This window comes from Marimonas lutisalis, from assembly GCF_005434965.1.
GTDB classification, from domain to species: Bacteria; Pseudomonadota; Alphaproteobacteria; order Rhodobacterales; family Rhodobacteraceae; genus Marimonas_A; species Marimonas_A lutisalis.
The window spans coordinates 145,014-157,053 of record NZ_SKCI01000003.1 but is presented as its reverse complement, the minus strand read 5'-3'; the positions used below and the strand labels follow the sequence as shown (position 1 = coordinate 157,053).

General features: G+C 66.8%; 12 protein-coding genes. 5 read left to right on the top strand and 7 right to left on the bottom strand.

Going from position 1 to position 12,040, the window contains the following annotated elements; translation table 11 throughout:
- Positions 1-65: 65 nt before the first annotated feature.
- From E0501_RS13930 to E0501_RS13920, 3 genes are all read right to left on the bottom strand, one after another.
- The gene (locus E0501_RS13930) at positions 66-521 is read right to left on the bottom strand and encodes an RDD family protein (RefSeq protein WP_137701992.1); all 456 of its coding nucleotides are present in this window, start codon (positions 519-521) and stop codon (positions 66-68) included.
- Positions 522-605: 84 nt separating this feature from the next.
- Positions 606-1,076, bottom strand: coding sequence for a DUF2852 domain-containing protein (locus E0501_RS13925; protein ID WP_137701991.1), 471 nt, complete (start codon positions 1,074-1,076; stop codon positions 606-608).
- Between the two features lie 177 nt (positions 1,077-1,253).
- A complete protein-coding gene (locus E0501_RS13920; RefSeq protein WP_137702345.1) occupies positions 1,254-1,715 on the bottom strand; it encodes a YbaK/EbsC family protein in 462 nt (153 codons plus the stop codon).
- A 129-nt stretch (positions 1,716-1,844) separates the two neighbouring features.
- Here E0501_RS13920 and E0501_RS13915 point away from each other — a divergent pair, with 129 nt between their 5' ends.
- Both E0501_RS13915 and E0501_RS13910 read left to right on the top strand, forming a co-directional pair.
- A complete protein-coding gene (locus E0501_RS13915) occupies positions 1,845-4,631 on the top strand; it encodes a [protein-PII] uridylyltransferase family protein (RefSeq protein WP_137701990.1) in 2,787 nt (928 codons plus the stop codon).
- Complete coding sequence (locus E0501_RS13910; RefSeq protein WP_137701989.1) at positions 4,628-4,894, top strand: hypothetical protein; 267 nt, start codon at positions 4,628-4,630, stop codon at positions 4,892-4,894. Before E0501_RS13915 ends, E0501_RS13910 begins: the two co-directional genes overlap by 4 nt.
- 4 nt (positions 4,895-4,898) lie before the next feature.
- On the opposite strand, the gene eda is transcribed toward E0501_RS13910, so the two are convergent.
- On the bottom strand, positions 4,899-5,540 hold the full coding sequence (gene eda, locus E0501_RS13905; RefSeq protein ID WP_137701988.1) for a bifunctional 4-hydroxy-2-oxoglutarate aldolase/2-dehydro-3-deoxy-phosphogluconate aldolase: 642 nt from the start codon (positions 5,538-5,540) through the stop codon (positions 4,899-4,901).
- The gene (edd, locus tag E0501_RS13900) at positions 5,537-7,360 is read right to left on the bottom strand and encodes a phosphogluconate dehydratase (protein ID WP_137701987.1); all 1,824 of its coding nucleotides are present in this window, start codon (positions 7,358-7,360) and stop codon (positions 5,537-5,539) included. The genes eda and edd overlap by 4 nt, the downstream gene beginning before the upstream one ends.
- A 218-nt stretch (positions 7,361-7,578) precedes the next feature.
- Between edd and E0501_RS13895 the strand changes: the two genes are divergently transcribed.
- Genes E0501_RS13895 through E0501_RS13885 form a run of 3 tightly spaced genes read left to right on the top strand, consistent with a single transcriptional unit; the run spans position 7,579 to position 10,037 of the window.
- Complete coding sequence (locus E0501_RS13895) at positions 7,579-8,253, top strand: DUF6778 family protein (RefSeq protein ID WP_193555901.1); 675 nt, start codon at positions 7,579-7,581, stop codon at positions 8,251-8,253.
- Between the two features lie 39 nt (positions 8,254-8,292).
- Positions 8,293-9,489, top strand: coding sequence for an RSP_2647 family RNA methyltransferase (locus E0501_RS13890; protein WP_137701986.1), 1,197 nt, complete (start codon positions 8,293-8,295; stop codon positions 9,487-9,489).
- Positions 9,486-10,037 carry an RSP_2648 family PIN domain-containing protein gene (locus E0501_RS13885; protein WP_137701985.1) on the top strand — a complete coding sequence of 184 codons (552 nt, stop codon included), beginning with the start codon at positions 9,486-9,488 and terminating at the stop codon, positions 10,035-10,037. Before E0501_RS13890 ends, E0501_RS13885 begins: the two co-directional genes overlap by 4 nt.
- A 116-nt stretch (positions 10,038-10,153) precedes the next feature.
- Here E0501_RS13885 and E0501_RS13880 read toward each other — a convergent pair whose 3' ends face one another.
- Together E0501_RS13880 and E0501_RS13875 are read right to left on the bottom strand one after the other, a co-directional pair.
- Positions 10,154-10,834 (bottom strand): M48 family metallopeptidase, encoded by a 681-nt coding sequence (locus E0501_RS13880; RefSeq protein ID WP_137701984.1) that lies wholly within the window; start codon positions 10,832-10,834, stop codon positions 10,154-10,156.
- A 39-nt stretch (positions 10,835-10,873) separates the two neighbouring features.
- Positions 10,874-12,037, bottom strand: a complete 1,164-nt coding sequence (locus tag E0501_RS13875; protein ID WP_137701983.1) for a cytochrome P450 — start codon at positions 12,035-12,037, stop codon at positions 10,874-10,876.
- Positions 12,038-12,040: the final 3 nt, after the last annotated feature.

Genomic DNA, 12,040 nt, shown 5'->3' with positions numbered 1-12,040 from the left:
GATAGCAATGGCGCGCGCGTTGTCCAAGCTTTGATTAAAGTTAGACTTAACGGTCCCGTGGCGTGTCAGGCCCCGGCGCGGCGGTTGAGCGCGACGGTGCCGAGCACCTTGTCGGTGAGGCCCTGGGCGCGCGGGTCGGTCAGCATAAACACGATCGAGATGATCTGAAGCGGGAAGAACGAAAACGACAGCATGAAGCCGAGGCTGTGCTGGAAGGCCAGGGCGCGGTCGAACCGCTGGCCCTGCGCATCGCGGAATTCCAGCGCGACGAGGCGCATGCCGAGCGTAGCGGAGCCGTTGGTGAGCGTCACCGTGCGGTAGGCAAGGTTCAGAAGCCACCAGAGCGGCAGGATGAAGACGAGCGCGAGGCCGAAACTGAGCAGCGCGGCCAGGACCGCGATGATCAGCAGTACGACCGTGTCGATTACGAAGGCGATCAGGCGCTTGAGCGGCACGTCGGCGTAGAATTCGGGCTGGGAATGCGGATCAGGCAGGTGCCAGCCGGGATGCGGATATGTCATGACACTTCAGATAGGCGAGAAGGCGGGCAGGAAAAAGGCCCCGCCCCGGGGAAGGGCAGGGCCGCGGGGACGCGCGGATGGGGGTTACGCGTCCTGGCGTTCGGGGATGTCGGCCTCATCGCGGTCGGGGCGGGCGGCCTCCTTGGCGCGCTCGTCCATGAACTGGTCGAACTCGGCCTTGTCCTTGGCTTCGCGCAGGCGCTGCAGGAACTCTTCGAACTGTTGCTGTTCATCTTCCAGCCGGCGCAGGGTTTCTTCCTTGTAGCTGTCGAACGCGCTGTTGCCCGAGCTGCGGAAGGCAGCGTGGCGGTGGCTGTGGTGGTGACGGCGGCGTGCACAGGATCCGTTGAACATGGGGGTGCTCCAGCGATGGGTGTAGGTGATGTAGAAGACGAGGAAGAGGCCGATCGGCCAGAAGAAGATGAAGCCCAGCACCATGGCGGCGATCCAGGCGCCCTTGCCCTTGCTGTCGAGCCAGGCCTCGGCGCGGCGCAGCCATGCCATCGGGCCCGAGGCCGGACTGTGGGCGGTTGCGGTATGCGTGGCGGTTGTCATGTCTCTCTCCGTTTCCAATGAACCAGTGTCGGCGGGAATGTTAATGCCTTTCACATCCCTAATGTCGGGAGTGAAGCGGGTTTTGGCAAGAGCCAATGTGAATGTTTTTTACATTATTTTCGAAAGTCCATAGAATACAAACACTTGCGTTCGTATTCTCTGTGAGACTTCTTGCGCTCAGGCGGTGAAATCGGCCTGTTGCGCGCCGGACATCCCGAGCAGGTCCTGCGGGGAGACGGAGAACACGTGCCGGGGCGTGCCGGCTGCGGCCCAGACGATATCGAAGTCGAGAAGCCGCGGATCGAGGAAGGCGCGAATCGGGTTGAGATGGCCGATGGGCGCCACCCCGCCGATGGCAAACCCGGTCTGGGCACGAATGAGCGCGGCATCGGCCTTGCCCAGGGCCTCGCCCGCCAGGGCGGTGGCCTTGGCGTGATCGACCTGGTTGCCGCCGGCGGTGATGAAGAGCACGGCCTCGCCCGAACTGTCGCCGCGAAAGATGATCGACTTGGCGATCTGGTCGACATGACAGCCCACCGCATCGGCGGCCATCTGGGCGGTGCGGGCCTCGCCGGGCTCAAAGATCTCGGCCTTGTGGCCTTCGAGGGCGGCGCGGACGCGTTTGAGCGATTTCGACATGGTCATTCCCGGCAGGAAAAGATGTTGAAGGCACCCTAAGGCGTGAGGCCCGGAATGCAATGGCGGGTTGCGTAGGGCATTTGCGGTAAGTCATTGACCTTGCAAGGCGGTGAGGCAAATGATGCCGGCATGAGTTTCGCATCCCGCATCACCCGCCTGCCCATTGCCTTTGACCCCGAGCGCGGAGCGGAAGCCCGCGCGGCGCTGCCGATGTTCGAGGGCGACCTGGCGCGGCTGATCGAAGGCACCGGCGGGTGCAGCCCCTACCTGAGCGGGTTGATGACCAAGGAGGTGGAGTGGCTGCCCGGGGCGATGGATGACCCGGAGGGCGCGATGGAGGCCGAGGCGGCGCGGCTGCGCGCAGTGGCGGCCGGAGAGCTGGGCACCGAGCTGCGCCGGGCTAAGCGGCGGGTGGCACTGCTGACGGCGCTGGCCGATCTGGGTGGCGTCTGGGCGCTCGAGGAGGTGACCGGCGCGCTGACCGATTTCGCCGATCTGAGCGTGGAGCTGGCGATGCGCGCGGCGCTGGAGCCGGAAATCCGCCGCGGCAAGCTGCCCGGCGCGCGCGAGGAGGACCTGGAAACCTGCGCCGGCTGGGTGGCGCTGGCGATGGGCAAGATGGGGGCGGGAGAGCTGAACTACAGCTCGGATATCGACCTGATCTGCCTGTTTGACGAATCCCGGTTCGAGCCGGACGAGTACATGGAGGCGCGCGCCAGTTTCGTGCGTGCCACCCGCAAGATGGCGGCGATGCTGAGCGACATGACTGGCGAGGGCTATGTGTTTCGCACCGACCTGCGGCTGCGCCCCGATCCGAGCGTCACCCCGGTGTGCATCGCGATGGCGGCGGCCGAGACCTATTACGAGAGCCTCGGCCGGACATGGGAGCGGGCGGCCTATATCAAGGCGCGGCCTTGTGCCGGCGATCGCGCGGCGGGCGCGCGTTTCCTGGAGACGCTGACGCCGTTCGTCTGGCGCAAGCACCTGGATTTCGCGGCGATCCAGGACGCCCATGACATGCGCCTTCGCATCCGCGAGCATAAGGGGCTGGGCGGGGCGATATCGCTGCCCGGGCATGACATGAAGCTGGGCCGGGGCGGCATTCGCGAGATCGAGTTCTTTACCCAGACACGGCAGATCATCGCCGGGGGGCGTGATCCGGAGTTGCGGGTGCGTGGCACGGTCGAGGGGTTGGGCGTGCTGGCCGATAAGGGCTGGGTGCCCAGCGATGCGGCCGAGGTTCTGGCCGCCGATTACCGCAGCCATCGCGAGGTCGAGCACCGCATCCAGATGGTGAACGACGCCCAGACCCATCGCCTGCCCAAGAGCGAGGAGGGCATTGCCCGGATCGCGGCGATGATGGGCGAAGAGCGTGACGCCTTCGAGGCGGCGCTGAAGGCGCGGCTGGAAGAGGTGCACGGCCTGACCGAGGGGTTTTTCGCGCCCGAAGAGAGCGAGGAGGTTGCCGAAAGCGCGTTCGATCACGAATTGCTGGCGCGCTGGCCAAGCTATCCGGCGCTACGCTCGGAACGGGCGGTGAAGATCTTCAACCGGCTGCGGCCGGAGATTTTGAAGAAGCTGCACGCCACCGCTCATCCCGAAGAAGCGCTGATTGCCTTTGACGGGTTCCTGGCGGGCTTGCCGGCGGGGGTGCAGTTGTTCTCGCTCTTCGAGGCCAATCCGCAACTGATCGACCTGCTGGTGGATATCGTTGGCACCGCGCCTGCGCTGGCGCGGCACCTGTCGCGCAATGCGGGTGTGTTCGACGCGGTGATCGGCGGGGATTTCTTCAGCCCCTGGCCGGGCGCCGAGGCGCTGCGCGAGGAGTTGTCGGCCCGGCTGGCGGACGAGGGTGACTATGAGCGCAAGCTGGACCTGGCACGGCGCTGGGCGAAGGAATGGCATTTCCGGGTGGGGGTGCACCACCTGCGCGGGCTGATCGATGCCGAGGACGCCGGCAGGCAATATGCCGACCTGGCCGATGCCGCGGTGGGCGCGATCTGGCCTGAAGTGGTGGCGCAGTTTGCCGAGAAGCACGGGCCCCCGCCGGGACGTGGGGCCTGTGTGCTGGGCATGGGGAGCCTGGGTGCCCAGCGTTTGAATGCGGCTTCGGACCTGGACCTGATCGTGATCTACGACCCTGAAGGCGCGGAGATGTCGGACGGGCGCCGACCATTGGCTACGCGGCCCTATTACGCAAGGCTGACCCAGGCGCTGATCACCGCGGTGACGGCGCAGATGGCCGAAGGCCGGCTTTACGAGGTGGATATGCGGCTGCGGCCCTCGGGCAACCAGGGGCCGGTGGCGACGAGCTGGCAATCATTCCGGGACTATCAGCGCGACGAGGCCTGGGTGTGGGAACACCTGGCGCTGACACGGGCGCGGGTGGTGGTTGGTAACGGCGGGCTGGGCGGCGATATCGAGGGTTTCCGTTGCGCGTTGCTGGCCGAAAAGGGTGGTGATCGCGCGACGATCCTGAAGGAACTGGCCGAGATGCGCGCGCGGATCGCGGCGGCGAAGTCGCCCAGCGGCCCGTGGGAGGCCAAGATCGGCCCGGGACGGATGCAGGACATCGAAATGATGGCGCAGGCCGGGGCGCTGATGGGCGGTGTCGCGGGCCGGTCGGTGGGCGAGGGATTGCAGGCCTGTGTCGCGATCGGCTGGTTGAGTGACGCGGATTGTGCAGCGTTGCAGGAGGCTTATGCGCTTTGCTGGCAGGTGCAGGCGGTGTCGAAGCTGTTGAGTGAGAAGCCGCTTGATCCCGAAGGTTTGGGCGGTGGAGGCGCCGCGATGCTGATGCGAGAGACGGGGTTGGAGACGCTGGACGAACTGACCGGGCGGCTGGAGACGCTGAGCGCGCGGGCCAAGGGCGTGATCGATGCAGCGCTGGTGCGCGTGCCGGGGGATGCGGGATGAAGGGCGATACCCATGACCCCAAGGCCCTGATCCGCGAGGCCTATCGCATCGAGGGGATCGGGCTGGCCGAGTGCCGGTCGGTTTTCCTGGACTGGGCGCTGAGCCTGCCCGACGGGATGGACAGCCGCGCGGCGGTCGCGGTGTTGTTGGAGCGCTACGGCGCGGAAGAAGACCACCCGATGACGCAGGTGCTGCGCGAGGGCGCCGAGAGAGCGGCCAGCCCCGCGCGGCGCGGCGGGCGCCGCGGGCGCGCGCGGACCTGAGGGCTCAGCCGTTCAGGGCGGCTGCTGTCGCGGCGAGAGTTTCGACCTGGGTCCAGTCCCCGGTGGCGACTGCATCGGCGGGCGCGACCCAGCTGCCGCCAACGCAGACCACATTCGGCAAGGCGAGGTAATCCGGCGCATTGGCGGGGGACACGCCGCCGGTGGGGCAGAAGGTGATCTGTGGCAGGGGGGCGCCAATCGCGCGGAGCGCGCGGGCGCCGCCCGCGGCCTCGGCCGGGAAGAATTTCTGCACGCTGTAGCCGCGTTCAAGGAGGCGCATCGCCTCGCTTGCCGTGGCGGCGCCGGGCAGAAGGGGCAGGCCGGCCTCTTCGCAGGCGTCAAGCAACCGGTCGGTGGCTCCGGGGGAAACGGCAAAGCGCGCGCCGGCCGCTTTCGCCGCCGCGACATCTTCGGGGGTGAGCACGGTGCCTGCGCCCACGATACCGCCTGCGACGGTGGCCATTTCGCGGATCACGTCAAGGGCTGCCGGTGTGCGCAGGGTGACCTCGAGCACGGGCAGGCCACCGCGCACCAGCGCCTGCGCCAGCGGCGCGGCCCGGGCCGCGTCTTCGACCACGAGAACGGGAATGACCGGGGCGCGGTGGCAGAGATCGCGCGTGATCTGGCTGGCCTCCTGGGGGGTCATGCGGCATCTCCATCTGGAAAAAGCGGGCTGGCGCCCGAGGTAGCGGGACCGGCATTGGCGCGGAACAGTTCGAAGAGTTCGCGGCCGGTGCCGTGGTGGCCGGCGGCGAGATCGAGGGTTTCGGGGGAGCGTCCCGCGAAATCGGCGGCGAGGTTTTCGAGCGTGCCGGCCTCGGCATCGAGGCGGATCACATCGCCGTCGCGCACGCGGGCGAGCGGGCCGCCCGTGGCGCTTTCGGGCGAGAGGTGGATGGCGGCAGGGATCTTGCCCGAAGCGCCGGACATGCGGCCATCGGTGACAAGCGCGAGTTTGTGACCGCGATCCTGGAGCACCGAAAGGGTGGGCGTCAGGCCGTGGACCTCGGGCATGCCGTTGGCGCGCGGGCCGTGGAAGCGCAGGACGACAACCGTGTCGCGATCAAGCTCGCCCGCGCGGAAGGCAGCGATCACCGCCTCCTGGGTTTCGAAAACGCGGGCGGGGGCCTCGATCAGGCGGTGTTCGGGGGCGACGGCGGAGAGCTTGATAATGCCTTCGCCGAGATTGCCCTTGAGATGCTTGAGCCCGCCGGTGGACTGGAACGGGTCGGAGTGCGGGCGCAGGATCTTGTCGTTTTCGCTTTGCGCGGGGCCGGGGCGCCAGGTGAGCGTGTCGCCGGTTAGGATCGGCTCTTCGCTGTAACTGGCAAGGCCGGGGCCGGCGACGGTTTGCACGTCACCGTGCAGAAGGCCCGCATCGAGCAGTTGCGCGATGAGCCAGGGCATCCCGCCTGCGGCATGGAAATGGTTCACGTCCGCAAGCCCGTTGGGATAAACCCGCGCCAGCAGCGGGGTGATGGCCGAAAGATCTGAAAAATCCTGTAATGTCAGGGTGATACCTGCTGCGTGCGCCATTGCCGGCAGGTGCAGGACGAGGTTGGTTGAGCCGCCCGTGGCCATGAGGCCCACGATGCCGTTGACGAAGGCGCGTTCGTCGAGAATGTCGCAAAGCGGCAGGTACTGCCCGGCCAGCGCCGTATTCTGAAGGATTCGGGCCGTGCCCGCGCGGGTCAGCGCATCGCGCAGGGGCGTGCCGGGGTTGACGAAGGCCGCGCCGGGCAGGTGCAGGCCCATGATTTCCATCAGCATCTGGTTGGAATTGGCGGTGCCGTAGAAGGTGCAGGTGCCGGGGCCGTGATAGGCATCCATTTCCGCCTGCATCAGCGCGGCGCGGTCGATCTTGCCGGCGGCGAACTCCTTGCGCACCCGGGCCTTTTCATCGTTGCCGAGGCCGGATGTCATCGGCCCGCCGGGCAGGAAAATCGACGGCAGGTGGCCGAAGGTGGCGGCAGCGATCACGAGGCCCGGCACGATCTTGTCACAAGTGCCGAGGAAGACGGCGGCATCGAAGGTGTTGTGCGAGAGCGCGATACCCGCCGCCATGGCGATCACGTCGCGCGAAAAGAGTGACAGCTCCATCCCGTCCTGGCCCTGGGTCACGCCATCGCACATCGCCGGCACACCGCCGGCGATCTGGGCCGTAGCGCCGGCCGCGCGCGCGGTGTCCTTGATGATGTCGGGAAAAGCGCCGAAGGGCTGATGCGCCGAGAGCATGTCATTGTAGGCGGTGACGATCCCGATATTGGGCGCGCGGGTGGTGGCCAGCCTGTCCTGGTCGGCGCCCATCGCGGCATAGGCATGGGCCTGGTTCGAGCAGCTGAGATGGGCGCGCGCGGGGCCGTCCTCGCCCGCGGCCCGCATCCGCGCGAGATAGCTCTCGCGGGTGGTGCGGGAACGATCGATGATCCGGTCTGTGACGTCGCGGACCGTGGTGTTGAGCGTCATCGGGCAGCCTTTTTCGCGGGTTTTGGGCTTTCTCTAGCAGACGGTTTTAGCGCTAACAAGCGGGCTGCCCTGTTGCGCAAAAGACTCAGAATCCCTGCAAATCCATGCTTTGCCCCGCGAAAACCCCCTGTTTGGCCCGTAATCGCCCCAAATTCGTCTCAATTGCCACCGATCCTCGGGCGGTCTGAAAACAGGGCAAAAGCCCGAGGAGGAAGAACATGAAACGTGTTCGCATGGTTGCACTGATCGTCATGGGCATGGCCGTTACCGGCTGTTCGAGCATGGATGTCGCATCGCGCAACGCACCGTTCGAGGCCCCGAGCGCCGCGGCCACCGCCCCGGCAATGAAAGTTGAATCCTACCAGGTTCGCGTGCCGCAAAGCCTGCGCGTGTCGGAGGCCAACCTGTATTACCCGTCGGCTGACATCGTATGGCGCGGCGAGCCGCTGGGCGACCGTCATACACAGGTACAGAAGATTTTCGAGGAAAGCCTGGCCGCTGGTGCCCAGGGCAGCCACGGCAACGTGCCGGTTCTGCTGGATATCGAGGTAAAGCGCTTTCACGCGTTGACCGAGAAGGCGCGCTATACCGTTGGCGGACGTCACGAGATCGAATTCGTGGTGAATTTCCTGAACCCCGAGACCCGCCAGCCGGTGGCCGAACCGCGCAAGATCGACGCGACGTTCAAGGCCTTTGGCGGCGCGCGGGCCGTGCATGCCGAGCAGAACGGCATCACCCAGAAAGACCGCATCGTCAATCACCTGGCCGGTGTGTTCCAGCACGAGCTGGGCATTGCGGCCCGGAAGACCGACGCGCCGGTGCAACCCATCCCGGTGGTGTCGCAGAACGCGAGCCCGTTGAGCATGGGCGATCCGACGAACAGCCTGTTCTGAGCCCTTTCAAAGCGGTATTTAAGCATGTAAGGGGACGGCATGACGCCGTCCCCTTTGCCTGTTGTCCGCCTGAAGCCGAAAACCGATGCGCGTAAGCTGCGCCACGGCAGCCCGTGGGTGTTTGCCAACGAGGTCGTGACCGACCGGCGCACCAAGAAGATCGCGCCCGGCGCGATTGCCCTGTTGCAGGATGCCGGGCAGGCGCCGTTGGGCGTGGTGGCGGTGAACCCCAATTCCAAAATCTTCTGCCGGATGCTGGACCGCGACCCCGAGGCGCAGATCGACGAGGCCTGGCTGCGGGCGCGGATCGCCCGGGCGCTCGCGTTGCGCGCGCGTCTTTATGACCAGCCGTTCTATCGCCTGGTGCATGCCGAGGCCGACGGGCTGCCCGGTGTGGTGATCGACCGGTTCGGCGACGTCGCCGTGATCCAGCCCAACGCGGCATGGGCCGAGACCCTGATCGGGCCGCTTTGCGCGGCGGTGATCGCGGAAACCGGTGTGTCCTGCGTGATCAAGAATGCCACCGGGCGCGCCCGCGCTCTGGAGGGGCTGGACGAAGGGCTGGACGTGCTGGCCGGGACCGCACCGGATGGGCCTGTGTCGGTGGGAATGAACGGCGCGACCTATATGGCCGACCTGATGGGCGGGCAGAAGACCGGACTGTTCTTCGATCAGCGCGACAATCACGGGTTCGCCGCCAGGCTGGCCCGGGGCGCGCGGGTACTGGACGTGTTTTCGCATGTGGGCGGCTTTGGCCTGGCCTGCCTGGCGGGCGGGGCCGAGAGCGCGCTCGCGGTGGACGGATCGGAGCCCGCGCTGGCGCTGGCCGAGGCCGGGGCGCGCGAAAGCGGGATGGCGGAGCGCTTTGCCACGCGGCGCGGCGATGCATTCGAGGTGATGGAGGCGCTGGCCGGCGAGGGCGCGCAATTCGACGTGGTGATCTGCGATCCGCCGGCTTTTGCCCCGTCGAAACAGGCGCTGGACGCGGGTCTGCGCGCCTATGAGAAGGTGGCGCGGCTGGCCGCGCCGCTGGTGGCGGAAGGCGGTTACCTGGGCCTGTGTTCGTGTTCGCATGCGGCGGACCTGAACCGCTTTCGCGTGGCCTGCACGCGGGGTATCGGGCGGGCCGGGCGGCAGGGGCAGCTGATCCATACCGGCTTTGCCGGGCCGGACCATCCGCTGTTGCCGCAGCTGGCCGAAAGCGGATACCTCAAGGCATTGTTTTTCAGGCTGTGAAGGCGGTTCTGGATAGCTGCGTGATCTTTCCGACGGTCATGCGCGAGGTCCTGCTGGGCGTGGCCCAAATCGGCGCTTACATGCCGTTGTGGTCGGACCGCATTCTGGAGGAATGGGCGCGCGCGGCGGCCAAGCTGGGCCCCGAGGCCGAGGCGCAGGCGCGTGGCGAGGCGGCGATGCTGAGTGCGAAATGGCCCGGGGCGCGGGTGGACTGGCCCGAGGCCCTGGAAGAGCGGCTGTGGCTGCCGGACCGCGCCGATGTGCATGTTCTGGCCGCGGCGATCGCCGCGGGGGCAGAGGTAATCGTGACGGCGAATGCCGGGGATTTCCCGCGCCGCATCCTGGCCGAGGAGGGCGTGAGCCGGGCCGATCCGGATGCCTTCCTGCTGGGCTTCTGGCAGGCGGACCGCGCGGGTGTGGAGGCGGTGGTGCAGCGCGTGCTGAACGAGGCGCGGCGCCTGTCGGGCGAAGCCTGGACCGCGCGCGGGTTGCTGAAGAAGGCGCGGCTGCCGCGCCTGGGCAAGGCGGTGGCAGAGAACCTGGATTGATCTCAGATCGTTGTCGGCGTGGCGGGGCCGGTGTGGGGGCCATCCCCCAAGGTGCAAAATGCCAGGGCATTTTGCACCATCCCCCCGAGGTATTTTCGGTCAGATGAAGGGGCGGATCAGCGCCACTTCGCCTCGAGCGACTCAATCGCCTTGATCCGCTCGCCCGTCTTGGGATGCGAGAGAAGCCAGGCCGGGGCGGCGCCCATGTTGGTCTGGGTCAGCTTTTCCAGCTTCTCGAAGAGCGATTTCTGCGGCGCCGTGCCGATGCCCGCCTTGGTCAGAAGCGCAGCGGCGTATTCATCGGCCTCGTATTCGTCCGAGCGCGACAGGCGCGCAGCCAGCAGCGTAGTGAGCATGTTGGCGATCCAGACGCCGATGCCGGGCAGCAGGCGCGAGAGCACCATGGCAAGGGCCGTGCGCAGCGCGTTCTGGCCGGAAAAATCGATCATCCGGCGGCGCGAATGGCCCAGGGCGACATGGCCCAGTTCATGCGCGATGACCGAGGCAAGCTCGTCGCCTGTAACCTCGCCGGCGCGATACTTGTCATAGAAGCCCCGGGTGATGAAAATCCGCCCGTCGGGTGCGGCCAGGCCGTTCACGGGCGCGATTTCGTAAAGGTGCACGCGGATGCGCGGCAGATCGAGCGCGCGGGCCATCTTGTCGAAGAGCGGCTTGAGGCTGGGATCGGCCAGTTCGGTTGATTTCGCATCGAGTTCGCGTGCAGTGCGCCAGGCCGAGAAGCGGTAAAGCGCGACGGCATAGAGAATGGCGAGAAAGATCGGCGTGAACTTCAGCATGGGGCTGATATGGGGCAGGGCGCGCGGGTGGGCAAGGGCCTAGGCCTGCCATTCCACGGGCATTGCGGTGGGGCCGCGGAAGGCCCAGCCGGTGAAAGGCACCTCGCCCGCGATCCGCAGGTCCGGGAGCGTGTCGAAGAGCATGGGCAGTGCCACCTCGGCAATCAGGGCGCGGGCCACCGCGGCGCCGCCGCAAAAATGCGGACCCGCGCCAAAGGGGATGGACGGGCCATTGTCGCGGGTGATGTCGAAAATATGCGGGTTTTCAAAGTGCTGTTCGTCATGGCCGGCCGAGGAGAACATGAAGAACACGCGGTCTTCGGGCACGAAATCGACGCCGCAGACGGTATCGGGGCGTGCCACGCGACGCGGCGACATGCCGATCGGAGAAATCCAGCGGGCATATTCCTCGAACGCCTGCGCATAGGTGGCGCGGCCCTCGCGGATCATGCCATGCTGGTCGGGATGGGTGATGAGCGCCCAGGCGGCGCCGGCGATGGCGTCGCGCGGTTCGTTCTGGCCGCCGGAAATGATGAGCTTGATATTGGCGCGGGTCGCGGCCTCGTCCAGCCCGGCCTGCATCTGCACCGAAAGTGCGGACATGTTCGGATCGGCGTGCAACCGCGGCATCATCGCGGTGATATGCGCGTCGATCGAGCCGGTGCAGTCGTGGCAATTGGCCTCGATCGCGGGATCGCCCGCGTAATTGGCGCAGCCGTCGATCATGCCCTGGCTGACGCGATCCAGTTCCTCGGCCGCCATGTTGGTAAGGCCGGTCACGAGCTTCAGGGCCTCGGCCGAAACGGGCATGGCATAGTCGCGCACCAGGTCGCATTTTCCCCGCGGTTTCAACGCGTTGAGAATGTTTGAAGCCTTTGCCTGGAAGAGCGGTGTCCAGACGTCGCGCACGGTGCGGGGGCTGAGCGCGGGGAAGAGGATCTTGCGCTCACGGGCATGGGCCTCGCCATCCTTGCGCATCATGTTTTCGCCCATGAGGAGGGTCATGAGGCCCTGTGGTTGCCAGGACGAAAAGGTCTCGACACGCTTTTCCTGTTCGAAAATTTCATCGCGGCGGGTGAACAGCGTCGCACCCAGTTCCGGTACGAAGGTGACTGGCGCATCGCGCCGCATCCGGGCCAGCGTCGGATAGGGATCGGCCGCAAAGGCCGCTGGATCGATATGGGTGACGGGGGCGTTGGACATGGG